Origin of the sequence: Acinetobacter junii CIP 64.5 (assembly GCF_000368765.1) — a bacterium.
GTDB lineage: Bacteria > Pseudomonadota > Gammaproteobacteria > Pseudomonadales > Moraxellaceae > Acinetobacter > Acinetobacter junii.
This window is the reverse complement of sequence record NZ_KB849653.1, coordinates 1-17,422: the sequence shown is the minus strand read 5'-3', so window position 1 is coordinate 17,422 and position 17,422 is coordinate 1. Positions and strand designations below refer to the sequence as shown.

Genomic DNA, 17,422 nt, shown 5'->3' with positions numbered 1-17,422 from the left:
TTATTTATAATCATCATAGCTTAAATTTTCAAGTTGATATTGTCAGTATATGTTTCTATAAATTGTAGTTTTACACTTAAATTGTGATTATTTTGACATTTTCAGACAAAAAGAAAGGGAAAGCATGTTTCCCTTTCTTTTAAATATTAACGATGAGCTTTAGCCTTAGGTTTACTCTTTCCTGAAAATGGCTTTTTATCACCAGTTTCACGCGGTGGTAAACCTGTATGTTGCGTTAAGATTTGTCCTTTTTGTGGACGTTTCTGACTCGATTGAGACTGCGGACGAGACTGTTGACCACGTTTTACAGAATCACCAGCCACGGTCGAGTTTTTCTTACGAGCAGACTTATATTCACCTTCAGCCGTGCCTTGTGGCTGATAGGTTGGAATCAGATGCTGTTTCGAATTACCAATTAAATCCGAACGCCCCATTTCTTTCAGTGCTTCACGTAATAAAGGCCAGTTATTTGGATCATGGTAACGCAAGAAAGCTTTATGCAAACGACGACGTTTTTCGCCTTTCACGATATCGACATTTTCAGTATAACGCGCCACTTTAGACAATGGATTCTTGCCTGAATAATACATAGTGGTCGCAGTTGCCATTGGCGATGGATAGAAGGTTTGTACCTGATCGGCACGGAAACCATTCTTTTTCAGCCAAATCGCCAAGTTCATCATGTCGTAATCCGTTGTACCCGGATGCGCAGCGATGAAGTAAGGAATTAAATATTGTTCCTTCCCTGCTTCCTTACTAAAACGCTCAAACATTTGTTTAAAGCGGTCGTAAGTTCCGATCCCTGGTTTCATCATCTTGGATAATGGACCATGTTCGGTATGCTCAGGTGCAATTTTCAGATAGCCACCAACATGGTGCTGTACCAACTCTTTGACATATTCAGGGTTTAATACTGCGAGATCATAACGCAGACCAGAACCAATCAAAATCTTCTTCACGCCTTTGATTTCACGTGCTTTACGATAAAGCTGAACCAATGGCGCATGATCAGTGTGTAAGTTTTGACAAACACCTGGATAAACACAAGACGGTTTACGGCAGTTCTTCTCGATTTCAGGGTCATTACAGTGCAAACGGTACATGTTTGCCGTTGGACCACCTAAGTCTGAGATAATGCCTGTAAATTGAGGTGCAGTATCACGGATCTTTTCAATTTCACGCAGAATTGATTCTTCAGAACGGTTTTGAATAATACGACCTTCATGTTCAGTAATCGAACAGAACGTACAACCACCAAAACAACCACGCATGATATTCACAGAGAATTTGATCATATCAAATGCAGGGAAACGCGCATTACCATAAGCTGGATGCGGTAAACGTGCATAAGGTAAATCAAAGACATAATCCATTTCTTCCGTTGTTAACGGAATTGGTGGTGGATTAATCCAAACATCACGTTCGCCATGACGCTGTACCAATGCGCGAGCATTTCCTGGATTGGTTTCCAGATGCAAAATACGGTTGGCGTGCGCATACAGCACTTGATCATTGGCGACTTCTTCAAAAGAAGGCAAACGAATCACAGCGAGTTCACGTGGAGGTAACTTATGTTTAATCGCTTTGGATGGCGCAGGTTTTAACTGTACGATCTGCGTATCTGGATCAAGTTGATCCCCTTCACGAACGATTGGATTGGTCACAATTTCTTTTTGGAAATTTTGATATTGTGCGAGTGAGTTGCCTTTTTCTTTTTCAACTTCACAGCCATCAATATCTTCAGTCATGACATATGGATTGATAATTGGGTCTACACGACCAATCGTATCCACATCATTACTTGCGATTTCAACAAATTGTGCTTTTGATGCTTTATTGTGTTTATTAATAATAAATGCAGTACCACGAACATCAGTGATGTCATGAACTTTCTCACCTTTAGCTAAACGATGCATCACTTCAATGATTGCACGTTCACCATTTCCGTACATCAATAAATCGGCTTTAGAATCCATCAAGATTGAGCGGCGAACTTTGTCTGACCAATAATCATAATGAGCAATACGACGTAGGCTACCTTCAATCCCACCGAGCAATACTGGCACATCAGGAAAAGCCTCACGACAACGCTGACAATACACCGTGGCAGCACGATCTGGACGTTTATTCGGTTCATTATTTGGCGAATAAGCATCATCTGAACGGATTTTACGATCTGCCGTATAACGGTTAATCATCGAATCCATATTGCCCGCAGTTACGCCCCACGCAATGGTTGGTTTACCTAAAACACGGAAACTTTCAACATTGGTCCAATCTGGTTGAGCAATAATACCTACACGGAAGCCTTGTGCTTCGAGCACACGCCCAATCACACCCGATACAAAAGATGGATGATCAATATAAGCGTCACCACAAACTAAAATAAAGTCACACGCATCCCAACCGAGTAGATCCATTTCTTCTCGTGACATCGGCAAAAATGGTGCGGGTTCAAAACACGACGCCCAATATTTGTCGTAATCAAACAGCGCTTTAGGCGCAGTCTGCTTGGTATAGGCAGTAGACATAGCTTGCGAATCTCGGCTAGCAGATGAAGGAGAGACATCTAAAGATGAAAGCCGATCATTTTAACATGAATCCAATTCATTTTCCCTGTTTATAAAGCATTCAAGAACAAGGAGATAACAAATTATTTGTACAAAGTTTATTCAGATTTAATAATTTAGGCTGAACGTTGTAATTTACCAAGATATAAAGCGGATACTAACCCAATCACCAAAACCACACTCACACTCAAATTAATTCCAATCCAGCCAAACTGCTCCCAAACCAATCCACCGAAGCTGCCGAGCAAACTTGAACCAATGTAATAGCAGAATAAATACAGCGAGGATGCCACTGCACGATATTGAACTGCTTGTACTGAAACCCAACTACTTGCGGTCGAATGCGCTGCAAAAAATGAAAAAGCGAAGATAATCAAACCGATCAAAATTGACCATAATGATGGAATGAGTGTAAACCACAAGCCAATCATCATCGTCATTAACATCATCGGCAGAACCTTATCACGCCCATATTTAAAGCCCCATTGTGCTGCTTTAGGCGAACTATAAATACCTGCTAGATAAGCAATCGAAATCACACCAATCCATGCTTGTGATAAGTGAAATGGTGCTTCTAATAAATGATAGCTAATGTAGTTAAATACTGTCACTAAACAGCCCATTAAGATAAAACCTTGGGCAAATAAAATCCTTAATTTTGAATCTTTTAAGTTTTGTTCAAATGCATCCTTAAAGCGAGAAAACCGAAAGGGATACGGTTTAAAGTGCTGCGATTTGGGCAATAAAAAATAAAATAAACAAGCGATAATCAGATTTAGAAAACCAATAATATAAGTAGCAGATTGCCAAGAAATAAAATCAACTAAAACTCCCGCGATTAAACGCCCTCCCATTCCACCAATTGCCGTACCTGAAATATACAGCCCCATGGCAAAACCGATATCTTTTTGTGCGATCTCCTCCCCGATATAAGTCATTGCAACCGCTGCGACACCACTCACTGCTAAGCCAATAAAAATACGAGTAGTCAGCAAAATTTCCCAAATCGGAAATGAAGCACTAATCAGCAATAATATGGAAACAAAAAATAAGGCAAACACCATAATCCTTTTGCGTCCATAACGATCAGATATGAATCCTGTGAACAACAAACCAATCGCGAGTGCAATGGTTGAAAAAGATAAAGGGAAACTACTTTGGGTCGGTGTGACCTGAAAGAATTTTGCAAAGATTGGCATCATCGGCTGTACACAGTACAAAGATGAAAAGGAAGCAAAACCAGCAAAGAACAAAGACCATAAAATCGCGGTAAACGATTTTGAACCATATTCAATATGGGTTGGGCGTGTAACTGATTCAGACATGAGGACTCCTTCTGCCTGATCAGTATACGCTTTCAACCGAAATGAGGAATGACCATTTCGGCTAATTTTACCCGACGTTTAAAATAATGCTTTCGGCAAACGAATCTGGATAATTTCGTTGTCGTCCGCAAGTTTGGCATTACGTCCCGAAGAACCTGGGAAATTATTGTCATTCAATACAGTTAATGTCGTTCCATTTTCAATAATTACATCTTCAATCGTTTCAAATGGGAAAGCAAAGACCTGACCTGTTCCAATATCCCCTTCACGCGCTGTGCCATAGAGTAAATTTGGATTGGCAATTTTGATTAAATCCAACAAATCTTCACGCACTACCATTTGTTTAGGCTCGGTCAAAGTAACTCGTATCAGTTTTTTATACCCGCCTAAATTATTTTGGCTCGCATCACGTTCGATGATGATGCCATCTTTATTACTAAACAATTGGAAATCACCGATATTGGTTGCCTTGCTATTTAAAGCGAACCAATAATATTGTCCCGTATAGCTTTTCTTCTGAATATCAAATTGAGAAATAAGAAGTTGACCTGTAGCATCATTCAGCAATGGCTTTTCCAGTAAAGGATATAGATATTTGTCATCTGGAGAAATCGCCATTCCCTCAAAGCCGCCACTGCGCTGTACCAAAGGCTCAACAAAATTGATGTTGGCTTTGTTGAATTGGTTTTGAGGGGAACGTAGTTCTTGGGCTGAATTTAAAGGATTAGGCAATCCAATTGGTGCATCCAATAAAACTCCTTCTGCTGAGAAATGTAATAAGTAAGGGCCAAACTCATCACCGATCCAATAGCTGCCATCTGCTGCACGTTGCATCGACTCAGGATCAAAATCAGCACCTGTTAATAAACGTTCTGAAGTATTTCCATTCACAATTTCAAATGGAATACGTTTATTGGGATCACGTAATTGAATAAAGCTTTGGACTGAAACTTGCCCTGTGCCTTTATTTTTTGTTTTGAAATCAGCTTTGATTTTATAAATACGCAATAAATAATCCGCTGAATTGTCTTGCGTACCAAAACCATTATCAGACATCACCATATAACTACCATCTTCATTCTTCAAAGCAGCCGAGAAACCTTGTATAGGTTGCCCTTTAAATGGTGGGTAAATACCATTCGCGCCACTGACAGCGTTGCCAGAATTAGGTCCAATCGCATAGGTTTCTACAGGCAGCTTAGCAAAAGAGATCAAGGTTGGCTCAGTCACTTGATCGACCGATGTTTTTTGATCTTGATCATCATCATTACATGCCGTTAAAGCCAAAGCACTACAGCACAATAAAGCCAATAAAGTTTTCTTGTTCATGGTTTTATACATTTGGTAAAAATTAAGAAAAATTAGAACAAGTTTTTATGAAACTTTGACTTCAATAAAATGACATCTTTATGGCGATGCAATCCGATGCTTTCTCCTTAAAACTCTGTTTTGTTTTGGAGTTTTGTGGGCTGATATTCACCTGCAATCGCAGCTTTTAAATAATTCTGAAAAGTCGGACATTGCATATGATTTTCTGCAGGACATACCGCAGCATGTCTCAATCCTTCGCTAATAAAATGTAAACGTCGTGTCATTTGTTCTAATTGTTCTGCCTGATCATTCAGCATTTTCCGATCCACCTCAGGCTTTCCATCCTGCCCAAACATGCTTGCAATTTCATCCAATGAAAAGCTTGCTGCTCGACCTAATGCAATGAGAGCCAGTTGATCCAAAACTTGTTTACTGTACTGACGACGTAAGCCATGACGACCAATCGATTTGATTAACCCTTTCTGTTCATAAAAGCGCAATGTCGATGTCGTGAGCTTTGCTTTTTTTGCGACTTCACCAATATCCATAAATACCCCTTGACTTCAAGTTGACTTGAACTTGCACAATCAATTTATCAGATTTTATTGGTAAAGGCTCAAGGTGATGAAATGAATGTGTTGGAACGATTGATCTACATTTTTGGACTTGGTATTGGTGCAACCATCATCATGGATATTTGGTTGTTGATATTAAAAAGATTCAATATCCCAACGTTGAATTTTGCTTTACTTGGACGTTGGGTTGGCTGGATTTTGCGTGGAAAAATCCAGCATCAATCCATTTCTCAAAGTCCAAAAATTCGACATGAATATCTACTTGGCTGGATTGCTCATTACAGTGTGGGTGTCATTTTCTCTTTCAGCTTTATTTTAATGGTAGGCCAAAATTGGTTGGCTGAACCTCAATTTCCTTCTGCACTTTTCTTTGGCGTCATCACAGTTTTGATCCCTTTCCTAATCATGCAACCCGCGATGGGTTCAGGTATCGCTGCTTCAAATACACCTCAGCCTTTTATTAACCGCATCAAAAGTTTGATCAATCACAGTATTTTTGGGTGAGGCTTATTCCTCACCGCTACATTGTTTAATTTTTTCTAATCGAGGACGACTCCATGAAATCTATCGCAATTATCTATCATAGCCGCCAAGGTCATACTCAATTTATTGCAGAGCAAATTCAAATAGGTGCTGCACAGGTAGAGAATATTCAAATTGATTTGTTTACAGCAGAATCATTGATGGCTCATCCAGACCTCATCACCCAATATGATGGACTCATTTGGGGTAGTCCAACTTATTTAGGTGGTGTTTCAGGTACCTTCAAACAACTGATGGATCTCACAGGACCATTATGGAAAAAGCAAAGACTAAAAGGAAAACTCGCGGCAGGATTTACGGTTTCATCACTTCCTGCTGGAGATAAACAGTCTACACTCATTTCACTTTTCACCTTTTGTATGCAACACGGTATGATATGGATTGGTAATCCTGTTCTACCTGAACAACACCAAGGTGTACCTTATACTCAGGCACTCAATCGTCTTGGTTCTTGGTCAGGTTTAATGGCGCAAGCTGAACATCAAAGTGCAGCCAATGCGTTTGATTTTGGTGATATTAAAACCGCCCAATTATTCGGGCAAAATTTTGCATTAAATTTAAATGCAATTCAGAGGTGATTACGTGAAGGCAGCAAGTCTTTTATTTCCATTCATATTATCTTGCATGATGTCATTTCTCATCTCAGGAATTACTACCTTTAAAGCGGTAGGTTTAATTGATAACTTCTTTTCAATGTGGATGTCAGCTTGGATTGTGGCGTGGATGTTTGCATTTCCAAGTGTATTAGTCTGTGCACCGATTGCTCAAAAGCTAGTAGCATGGATAATAAAGACAGCCAATTTGAAGCATTGAGATATTCAACTATGTAAGCCACAGCCTACACGAAATCAGGTGATTAACGCATATACAACATGCCAATACTTACCTAGAATGCAAAACATAGAGACAGGATGTCTCATTTAGAATAACAAAAAGTACAGGACGTGGTCATCGACAGGAGTTGGTGATAGCACCAAATACGAAGAAGCCTCGACAGGAAGTCGAGGCTTCTTTTTTTTCTAAATTAAGTCAAGCCTAAAATATAAAAACCAACGATTTTGCCTATGAACCATCATTGACCCGAACTAGGCCTCTTTTTACTATCCGCGTGCTTTTATAGAATGGACACACCTTTTTCACAATGATAACGCGATACAGATTTTCTTTTACTCAGTTTCAAAACAAATGTCTTAAACTCAGCTTTATTGTTATTAGTGCCTACTTCATCGTTGCATGTACAACAACAAAATCACCAACAATCAGCCATTCACAGCAATTTTCACAAGGCATTCAAACAGCTTTTTCTGTTCATCCAACAACTGCAAATCGTGTCGCACCCATGATTCTGCAAAGCGCTGAATCTTATAATATTTCTCCACATTTACTTGCTGCACTGATTCGACAAGAATCTAGCTATATCGCCAATGCCAGATCATCAGCAGATGCTGTGGGATTGACCCAAGTACGTCCCAAGTTTTGGCAACAGACCTGTTCTGGAAATCTTTATGATGAACAGATTAATATTAATTGTGGCGCATACATTCTTGCAAAATACTATCAAGCGACTGGTGATTGGTTCAAAGCACTTGGTTATTACAATGTCGGACCAACCGGTTATAAAAGAAGTCTTTACATGCGCAATCAAGCACATCGCTACGCCAACTCAGTAAAACGCCATGAGCAAGCTTTAAAAGAAGCATTATGATTACATCATGTACGCATATACGTACATCAGTTGCGGTGATTAGCGAATATACGACTAAAGTATAAAGCTCTATCATAGGAATTATAAAGAGACAGGAAGTCTCATTCAGAACAACAAGAAGCACAGGACGTGGTCGTTGACAGGAGTTAACGGCAAGAAACCAAATATGAAAAAGCCTCGACAGGATGTCGGGGCTTTTTTTATATCTAAACAATGCTCTTCACATGATCGCAAAATAACTATTATTGACTCATTTACATGGTGTTAATACCATCAATTCATCTTTGTACTTTTGGTTTATTATTTTGCAATTCTTATTCAATCATACTGATCAATACAGTCGTATCAATAAATTTAATGGAATGATTTTAAAAATTAGTTTGATCATGATAGCGATCAGTATGACAGCATGCAGTAGTTTAAGCGGATCATTTGCAAACCGATCTAATCAATTGTCTTCAGGTTTGCAAAATGCTTATTCTGTTGCTCCAAATACTGCCAATCGTTTATCTCCTATGATTGTGCAAAGTGCTGAACGTTATGATGTTTCACCGACTTTACTTGCTGCACTAATTCGCCAAGAATCAAATTTTAATAGCTCAGCGCGCTCTCCTACAGGTGCGATTGGTCTAACTCAAATTATTTCTAGTTATTGGAGTACGTCTTGCCCTGGCAATTTGTATGATGAAAATACCAATATCAACTGTGGTGCTTATATTCTTTCTAGCTATTACAAATCTGCTGGCAGTTGGTCAAAAGCCGTAGCGTATTACAATGTTGGACCGACTGGCTATGAACGTAGTTTTTGGACTCGCCATAAAGCGAAGAAATATGCACGCTCAGTTAAGCGCCATGAAAAGACCTTAAAAAAAGCCTTATAATAGAAGTAATAAAAAACCATGCGCTTAGGCATGGTTTTTACTCACTCAACAATGCAATCAAGCTTCGTCAAATAAACCTTCAAATAAAACAGAAGATAAATAACGCTCACCACTATCAGGTAAGATCACCACAATGGTTTTACCGGTATTTTCAGGACGTTCTGCAATTTGAGCTGCTGCTGCTAAAGCTGCACCACTTGAGATACCAACCAAAATGCCTTCTTGAGTTGCACACTTTCTTGCCCACTCAATCGCATCAGCACTATTCACGGGTACAACCTCATCCACCAAATCCAAATCTAAGTTCTTAGGAATGAAGTTCGCTCCAATGCCTTGAATCTTATGCGGTGCGGGTGAAATGCTTTCACCATTTTTAGTTTGAGTAATGATTGGAGATTCAGCAGGTTCAACGGCTACAGAATAAATTGGCTTATTCTGAACTTGCTCAAAATAACGAGAAATGCCAGTAATTGTCCCGCCAGTGCCAACACCCGCAACTAGAATATCAACTTGCCCATTGGTTGCCTGCCAGATTTCTGGACCTGTGGTATCGACATGAATCTGTGGATTGGCTGGATTTTCAAATTGTTGTGGTAGAAAATAAAGCTCTGGATTTTCCGTTGCTAAACGAACCGCTTCATCTACTGCACCTTTCATACCTTTAGCAGGTTCAGTTAAAACAAGATTCGCGCCTAAAGCTTTTAATACTTTTCTGCGTTCTAAACTCATACTGGCTGGCATTGTCAAAGTGATTGGATAACCTTTTGCCGCTGCAACGAATGCTAATGCAATTCCTGTATTGCCACTGGTTGGTTCAACAATATGCATACCCGCTTTCAACACACCACGCTTTTCCGCATCCGCAATCAAAGCTGCACCAATACGGCATTTCACTGAGAATGCAGGATTACGACTTTCAACTTTTGCCAATACTGTTGCGCCAGTTTTAATCAGACGATTGATACGAACCAATGGTGTATTACCAATCGCTTCAGCATTGTTTGAATATACTGCTATCCCTAAGTTTGCAGGCGTTGGAAATTGTTGATCGGTCGACATGTTATTTCCTTATTAGATTTGGAATGATTCTCAATCATTATAGGCTTGTCAGCTGAGTAGGAAAGTAGAAAACGTAGGATTTATGAAAAGTTATATTTTAATGAGCTAACTCTACTTCATCATCCACTAATATGTGTGTTGTATCACTCAACAAGATTGCTACACGGCTACAGTGAACTATAAGATGTTCCAACCATCTTTGCGCAGCTAAGAGCTCTAAAGTATAAGTCGCAGGAATATTCTTGTTTGCAGCATCTTCTATCAGTTGTTGTCGAACAAATTCTTGTTTTTTTTTCAGCTCTTCGACTATTTCAGTTAATTCATTTACCAATGATTCAGGTAAATTTGAAAAAGGTTGCTGCAGTAAATAAGAAATATTCTGCTCCAAAACTGTGGCGAAACGCTGTGCTAAATCATAAATAATGCTTTGATTTTGAATAAATTCAATTTTAGAAACATCAGCTAAATCATTTTTAAGCACTCGAACATACACAACTAGCCGTAACAAAATAATAAAGCGCTGCTGATCAATATTCGACTGTGGAATCGACATTTCTTTTAGATACTGCTCAACTTTTACAAGTGAATGATCATATTCACTTATATTTACAAATGAAGGAATAATCTCATTTTGGATACAACGAACCAATACACTGTACATATCTGCAATCGACTTCAATAATGCTCGTTCTACTGCTGCAATTGCCAATGCTGGAACGCTATAAAGTGACTCATCTAAATAACGGGTCGTCACAGGCTCTTGTTCAGGTAGTAAACGGATAATCAGTTGTTCAAATTTAGGTAAAAGAGGCATGAAAATACATGCTCCCAATAAGCTAAAAGCTGTATGAAATGCTGCAACTAACAATACTTCATCTAATTGATGGATCGCATCCACATGTTGATATGCCCATACAAAGATTGGAGACAAAAGAAGAAAAGCAAAAATTGCCGTGACTACATTAAAAACAACATGGACCGCTGCTGTCCGCTTTGCACTTGTGGTCGCTCCCATCGCCGCGAGTACTGCTGTTGCGACGGTCCCAATATTCTGACCGATCACTAATGCTAAAGTTTGTTCAAAATTGATTGCTTGAGTAGATAATGCTGCCAATGTCGTTGTTATTGCTGCACTTGATGACTGTAATAGAATGGTCATCAAAATACCTATCACCACTAAAATGACCTTGATTATAAGTGTTGGTTCTGCCCAAAGAGATAAATCAATAAGTTCAGCGATACCACTCATCGCATCTTGTAATATTTGAATTCCAAAGAATAGCAGGCCGAATCCAGCTAAAGTTAATCCTAAAAAAGAAACTTTTTCATTACCTAATACTTTAAGCAGAGCTCCAATTCCGATCATAGGTAAGGCGAAACTTGCAATTGAGAATTTCAATCCCAGCAGTGCAACTAACCATCCCGTACTTGTTGTCCCTATGTTCGCTCCGATAATCACTCCAATTGCATGACTAAAACTAAGAACGCCTGCACTGACAAAACCAATTGTTGCTAAAGTAGTAGCTGTAGAGGATTGTACAACTACAGTTAGACCAATCCCTGATAAAACAGCTTTAATCGGAGAATTTGTAAATCCAACTAACCATTGTCGTAGAGCTTCACCAGCGATTGCTTTTAAGCTATCCGTCATCAGAGACATGCCTAAAAGGAATAGGCCTATACCACCTAGCAACTGGATAATTACATTCAATGCTGAATTCCTTTTTTATAATTATGAATTTAACTCGATTATAAATTGAAGTAGAGATAAAACAATTGAGATTAGTTTTAAGTTTTCTTATTTCAATAAAAAACACCCCTAACCGTTAGGTTAGGGGTGTTTAGTATTTAAAAGCTGGCGATGACTTACTCTCACATGGCAAACGCCACACTACCATCAGCGCGAAGAGGTTTCACTTCTGAGTTCGGGAAGGGATCAGGTGGTTCACTCTTGCTATTGTCGCCAGCAAACTGTTGTGGTGTTTTCGGGTCTTATTCACATTAATTAATAATGTTTGCCTTACTTACGATCCAAAGAGTTATTAACGGATTAGATAATTGGTCTGTATTGTAACTAGTTTGTACACTAAATCAAGTTATGTATTGAATTTATCTTGAATACAACAACTGTTTGGGTGTTGTATAGTCAAGCCTCACGAGCAATTAGTATTGGTCAGCTTCACACGTCACCGTGCTTCCACACCCAACCTATCAACGTCCTAGTCTCGAACGGCTCTTTAGAGGAATAAATTCCTAGGGAAATCTTATCTTGAGGTAGGCTTCCCGCTTAGATGCTTTCAGCGGTTATCCCTTCCGAACATAGCTACCCGGCGATGCCACTGGCGTGACAACCGGTACACCAGAGGTTCGTCCACTCTGGTCCTCTCGTACTAGGAGCAGATCCTCTCAAATTTCCAGCGCCCACGGTAGATAGGGACCGAACTGTCTCACGACGTTCTAAACCCAGCTCGCGTACCTCTTTAAATGGCGAACAGCCATACCCTTGGGACCTGCTTCAGCCCCAGGATGAGATGAGCCGACATCGAGGTGCCAAACACCGCCGTCGATATGAACTCTTGGGCGGTATCAGCCTGTTATCCCCAGAGTACCTTTTATCCGTTGAGCGATGGCCCTTCCATACAGAACCACCGGATCACTAAGACCTACTTTCGTACCTGCTCGACTTGTGGGTCTCGCAGTTAAGCGCGCTTTTGCCTTTATACTCTACGCGTGATTTCCGACCACGCTGAGCGCACCTTCGTACTCCTCCGTTACTCTTTAGGAGGAGACCGCCCCAGTCAAACTACCCACCAGACATGGTCCTCGTCCCGGATTACGGGACAGAGTTAGAACCTCAACATTACCAGGGTGGTATTTCAAGGACGGCTCCATTGGAACTAGCGTTCCAACTTCAAAGCCTCCCACCTATCCTACACAAGTAAGGTCAAAGTTCAATGTCAAGCTGCAGTAAAGGTTCACGGGGTCTTTCCGTCTAGCCGCGGGTACACTGCATCTTCACAGCGATTTCGATTTCACTGAGCCTCTGCTGGAGACAGCGCCGCCATCATTATGCCATTCGTGCAGGTCGGAACTTACCCGACAAGGAATTTCGCTACCTTAGGACCGTTATAGTTACGGCCGCCGTTTACTGGGGCTTCGATCAAGAGCTTCGCTTACGCTAACCCCATCAATTAACCTTCCAGCACCGGGCAGGCATCACACCCTATACGTCCACTTTCGTGTTTGCAGAGTGCTATGTTTTTAATAAACAGTTGCAGCGGCCTGGTTTCTGCGGCTGCCAACCGCTCAGGGAGCAAGTCCCATCACCGTCAGCAGCGTACCTTCTCCCGAAGTTACGGTACCATTTTGCCTAGTTCCTTCAGCAGAGTTCTCTCAAGCGCTTTGGTCTACTCGACCTGACCACCTGTGTCGGTTTCGGGTACGATTCCTGTGTAACTGAAGCTTAGAGACTTTTCCTGGAAGCATGGTATCAGCCACTTCACTGTACAAGTACAGCTTGCTATCGACTCTCAGCATAGAGCACCCCGGATTTGCCTAAGATGCATGCCTACGGTCTTCCACCTGGACAACCAACGCCAGGCTGACTTAACCTTCTCCGTCCTCTCATCGCATTACACAGAAGTATTGGAATATTAACCAATTTCCCATCGACTACGCCTCTCGGCCTCGCCTTAGGGGTCGACTCACCCAGCCCCGATTAACGTTGGACTGGAACCCTTGGTCTTTCAGCGAACGGGTTTTTCACCCGTTTTGTCGTTACTCACGTCAGCATTCGCACTTCTGATACCTCCAGCATACTTCTCAATACACCTTCATCGGCTTACAGAACGCTCCCCTACCACTTGACTAATGTCAAATCCGCAGCTTCGGCACATAGTTTTAGCCCCGTTACATCTTCCGCGCAGGCCGACTCGACTAGTGAGCTATTACGCTTTCTTTAAAGGGTGGCTGCTTCTAAGCCAACCTCCTAGCTGTCTATGCCTTCCCACATCGTTTCCCACTTAACTATGATTTGGGGGCCTTAGCTGGCGGTCTGGATTGTTTTCCTCTTGACTACGGACGTTAGCACCCGCAGTCTGTCTCCCGGATAGTACTCATTGGTATTCGGAGTTTGCATCGGTTTGGTAAGTCGGGATGACCCCCTAGCCGAAACAGTGCTCTACCCCCAATGGTATTCGTCCGAGGCGCTACCTAAATAGCTTTCGGGGAGAACCAGCTATCACCAGGCTTGATTAGCCTTTCACCCCTATCCACAAGTCATCCCCTGGCTTTTCAACGACAGTGGGTTCGGTCCTCCAGTTAGTGTTACCCAACCTTCAACCTGCTCATGGATAGATCGCCTGGTTTCGGGTCTATACCCAGCAACTAAACGCCCTATTAAGACTCGATTTCTCTACGGCTCCCCTATTCGGTTAACCTCGCTACTGAATATAAGTCGCTGACCCATTATACAAAAGGTACGCAGTCACCGAACAAGTCGGCTCCCACTGCTTGTATGCATGCGGTTTCAGGATCTATTTCACTCCCCTCACAGGGGTTCTTTTCGCCTTTCCCTCACGGTACTGGTTCACTATCGGTCAGTCAGGAGTATTTAGCCTTGGAGGATGGTCCCCCCATATTCAGACAAGGTTTCACGTGCCTCGCCCTACTCGTCATCATTATGTGTGCCCTTTCGTGTACGGGAATATCACCCTCTACGTTCGCACTTCCCAGAGCGTTCCACTAAAACACACATAACTTAATGGGCTGCTCCCCGTTCGCTCGCCGCTACTAAGGGAATCTCAATTGATTTCTTTTCCTAAGGGTACTGAGATGTTTCACTTCCCCTCGTTCGCTTCATAAACCTATGTATTCAGTTTATGATACCCGCCTTATAGCGGGTGGGTTCCCCCATTCAGAAATCTCCGGATCAAAGGATATTTGCCGCCTCCCCGGAGCTTTTCGCAGGCTATCACGTCTTTCATCGCCTCTGACTGCCAAGGCATCCACCACATGCACTTAATTACTTGACTATACAACCCCAAACAGTCGTTAACACATACAAGTGAGTGTTATCGTTGCAAACTTAATTGCTACTGGTTTGTTGTCTGTGAATTTAATCACCATACAGCTTCAATCTAAATTCATATACCAAAACGCTTGATTCAGTGTTTTTGCTAGTTCTCAGATTAAATATTAATTTAACAATTACTTGTTATCTTCCTATTTAATCGAGTTTGAACAATTTATTTCAGACTCAATTTTCTAATCTGTTAATGATTAACTACCACCTCGTCGGTGCGTAGTAAACTGTGATAAATCACAGAAGTTAAGAAGCTATTTGCTTACTAAGTTCTGTAATCTTTAGCTCCAAGCTTCGTTCTATGTGTGCCTGCGCACAGCATAGCTGTTTGCTTAAATTCTCGGACAAAGCGTTGCTTTGTTTACCCTCGAATTTGGTGGAGACTAGGAGAGTCGAACTCCTGACCTCCTGCGTGCAAAGCAGGCGCTCTACCAACTAAGCTAAGTCCCCAGCTTTAATCATAATGAACGACATATCTTTTTATCTAGCAGCTTGTGATTATTCATCACTTCGTCAGTAGTGGTGGGTCTGACAAGACTTGAACTTGTGACCCCACGCTTATCAAGCGTGTGCTCTAACCAACTGAGCTACAGACCCTCAGATACATCTTCGAAGAACAACTTGTTGTGGATTCTTACCGGTCACCAATCTTTCGTTAAGGAGGTGATCCAGCCGCAGGTTCCCCTACGGCTACCTTGTTACGACTTCACCCCAGTCATCGGCCACACCGTGGTAAGCGTCCTCCTTGCGGTTAGACTACCTACTTCTGGTGCAACAAACTCCCATGGTGTGACGGGCGGTGTGTACAAGGCCCGGGAACGTATTCACCGCGGCATTCTGATCCGCGATTACTAGCGATTCCGACTTCATGGAGTCGAGTTGCAGACTCCAATCCGGACTACGATCGGCTTTTTGAGATTAGCATCACATCGCTGTGTAGCAACCCTTTGTACCGACCATTGTAGCACGTGTGTAGCCCTGGCCGTAAGGGCCATGATGACTTGACGTCGTCCCCGCCTTCCTCCAGTTTGTCACTGGCAGTATCCTTAAAGTTCCCATCCGAAATGCTGGCAAGTAAGGAAAAGGGTTGCGCTCGTTGCGGGACTTAACCCAACATCTCACGACACGAGCTGACGACAGCCATGCAGCACCTGTATCTAGATTCCCGAAGGCACCAATCCATCTCTGGAAAGTTTCTAGTATGTCAAGGCCAGGTAAGGTTCTTCGCGTTGCATCGAATTAAACCACATGCTCCACCGCTTGTGCGGGCCCCCGTCAATTCATTTGAGTTTTAGTCTTGCGACCGTACTCCCCAGGCGGTCTACTTATCGCGTTAGCTGCGCCACTAAAGCCTCAAAGGCCCCAACGGCTAGTAGACATCGTTTACGGCATGGACTACCAGGGTATCTAATCCTGTTTGCTCCCCATGCTTTCGTACCTCAGCGTCAGTATTAGGCCAGATGGCTGCCTTCGCCATCGGTATTCCTCCAGATCTCTACGCATTTCACCGCTACACCTGGAATTCTACCATCCTCTCCCATACTCTAGCTTCCCAGTATCGAATGCAATTCCCAAGTTAAGCTCGGGGATTTCACATCCGACTTAAAAAGCCGCCTACGCACGCTTTACGCCCAGTAAATCCGATTAACGCTCGCACCCTCTGTATTACCGCGGCTGCTGGCACAGAGTTAGCCGGTGCTTATTCTGCGAGTAACGTCCACTAACCTAGAGTATTAACCTAAGGAGCCTCCTCCTCGCTTAAAGTGCTTTACAACCATAAGGCCTTCTTCACACACGCGGCATGGCTGGATCAGGGTTCCCCCCATTGTCCAATATTCCCCACTGCTGCCTCCCGTAGGAGTCTGGGCCGTGTCTCAGTCCCAGTGTGGCGGATCATCCTCTCAGACCCGCTACAGATCGTCGCCTTGGTAGGCCTTTACCCCACCAACTAGCTAATCCGACTTAGGCTCATCTATTAGCGCAAGGTCCGAAGATCCCCTGCTTTCTCCCGTAGGACGTATGCGGTATTAGCATTCCTTTCGGAATGTTGTCCCCCACTAATAGGCAGATTCCTAAGCATTACTCACCCGTCCGCCGCTAAGATAAGGTGCAAGCACCTCATCTCCGCTCGACTTGCATGTGTTAAGCCTGCCGCCAGCGTTCAATCTGAGCCATGATCAAACTCTTCAGTTAAAATCATTTTGCACCTTAGTTAAGACAAGGTGCTAATTCTGGCTCATCAATTTTCTGACTAAAAATTCGCTCAAATAAACTTCGAGAAATTTCTACCATTCAATCAATGAAAATTATTTCGATCGATCAACCAGTAAAAATCCACACAAGTTGTTCTTCTATTCTCTTAATGATCTT

At 42.2% G+C, this 17,422-nt stretch carries 11 protein-coding genes, 2 tRNA genes and 3 rRNA genes; 5 read left to right on the top strand and 11 right to left on the bottom strand.

Annotated features, from left to right (window positions below):
- Positions 1 to 146 precede the first annotated feature (146 nt).
- From F948_RS00080 to F948_RS00065, 4 genes are all read right to left on the bottom strand, one after another.
- Entirely contained in the window at positions 147 to 2,531 is a 2,385-nt protein-coding gene (locus F948_RS00080; protein WP_004958398.1) for a YgiQ family radical SAM protein, read from the bottom strand.
- Between the two features lie 155 nt (positions 2,532 to 2,686).
- Positions 2,687 to 3,895 carry an MFS transporter gene (locus F948_RS00075; protein WP_004958396.1) on the bottom strand — a complete coding sequence of 403 codons (1,209 nt, stop codon included), beginning with the start codon at positions 3,893 to 3,895 and terminating at the stop codon, positions 2,687 to 2,689.
- Positions 3,896 to 3,973: 78 nt separating this feature from the next.
- Positions 3,974 to 5,224 carry an esterase-like activity of phytase family protein gene (locus F948_RS00070; protein WP_017397527.1) on the bottom strand — a complete coding sequence of 417 codons (1,251 nt, stop codon included), beginning with the start codon at positions 5,222 to 5,224 and terminating at the stop codon, positions 3,974 to 3,976.
- A 107-nt stretch (positions 5,225 to 5,331) separates the two neighbouring features.
- Positions 5,332 to 5,754 (bottom strand): helix-turn-helix domain-containing protein, encoded by a 423-nt coding sequence (locus tag F948_RS00065; RefSeq protein WP_004958392.1) that lies wholly within the window; start codon positions 5,752 to 5,754, stop codon positions 5,332 to 5,334.
- Positions 5,755 to 5,835: 81 nt separating this feature from the next.
- On the opposite strand from F948_RS00065, the gene F948_RS00060 reads away from it, so the two are divergent.
- From F948_RS00060 to F948_RS00040, 5 genes are all read left to right on the top strand, one after another.
- Entirely contained in the window at positions 5,836 to 6,285 is a 450-nt protein-coding gene (locus F948_RS00060) for a DUF2938 domain-containing protein (RefSeq protein ID WP_004958389.1), read from the top strand.
- Positions 6,286 to 6,338: 53 nt separating this feature from the next.
- A complete protein-coding gene (locus tag F948_RS00055; protein WP_004958386.1) occupies positions 6,339 to 6,902 on the top strand; it encodes a flavodoxin family protein in 564 nt (187 codons plus the stop codon).
- Positions 6,903 to 6,906: 4 nt separating this feature from the next.
- Positions 6,907 to 7,137 carry a DUF2798 domain-containing protein gene (locus tag F948_RS00050; RefSeq protein ID WP_004917151.1) on the top strand — a complete coding sequence of 77 codons (231 nt, stop codon included), beginning with the start codon at positions 6,907 to 6,909 and terminating at the stop codon, positions 7,135 to 7,137.
- A gap of 328 nt (positions 7,138 to 7,465) precedes the next feature.
- The gene (locus F948_RS00045) at positions 7,466 to 8,029 is read left to right on the top strand and encodes a lytic transglycosylase domain-containing protein (protein WP_017397529.1); all 564 of its coding nucleotides are present in this window, start codon (positions 7,466 to 7,468) and stop codon (positions 8,027 to 8,029) included.
- Between the two features lie 362 nt (positions 8,030 to 8,391).
- On the top strand, positions 8,392 to 8,910 hold the full coding sequence (locus tag F948_RS00040; protein WP_004957196.1) for a lytic transglycosylase domain-containing protein: 519 nt from the start codon (positions 8,392 to 8,394) through the stop codon (positions 8,908 to 8,910).
- A gap of 57 nt (positions 8,911 to 8,967) precedes the next feature.
- Here F948_RS00040 and cysK read toward each other — a convergent pair whose 3' ends face one another.
- The 7 genes from cysK to F948_RS00005 all read right to left on the bottom strand — a co-directional run bounded on the left by cysK (position 8,968) and on the right by F948_RS00005 (position 17,245).
- Positions 8,968 to 9,969 carry a cysteine synthase A gene (gene cysK / locus F948_RS00035; RefSeq protein WP_004917158.1) on the bottom strand — a complete coding sequence of 334 codons (1,002 nt, stop codon included), beginning with the start codon at positions 9,967 to 9,969 and terminating at the stop codon, positions 8,968 to 8,970.
- Positions 9,970 to 10,066: 97 nt separating this feature from the next.
- On the bottom strand, positions 10,067 to 11,680 hold the full coding sequence (locus F948_RS00030) for a Na/Pi cotransporter family protein (protein WP_004958378.1): 1,614 nt from the start codon (positions 11,678 to 11,680) through the stop codon (positions 10,067 to 10,069).
- Between the two features lie 142 nt (positions 11,681 to 11,822).
- A 5S ribosomal RNA gene (gene rrf, locus F948_RS00025) occupies positions 11,823 to 11,937 on the bottom strand.
- Between the two features lie 174 nt (positions 11,938 to 12,111).
- Positions 12,112 to 15,002, bottom strand: a 23S ribosomal RNA gene (locus tag F948_RS00020).
- 424 nt (positions 15,003 to 15,426) lie between these two features.
- Positions 15,427 to 15,502, bottom strand: a tRNA-Ala gene (locus F948_RS00015).
- 70 nt (positions 15,503 to 15,572) lie between these two features.
- Positions 15,573 to 15,649 (bottom strand) — tRNA-Ile (locus F948_RS00010).
- A gap of 59 nt (positions 15,650 to 15,708) precedes the next feature.
- A 16S ribosomal RNA gene (locus tag F948_RS00005) occupies positions 15,709 to 17,245 on the bottom strand.
- The 16S, 23S and 5S rRNA genes sit together here with 2 tRNA genes alongside, the layout of an rRNA operon.
- Between the last annotated feature and the right edge of the window lie 177 nt (positions 17,246 to 17,422).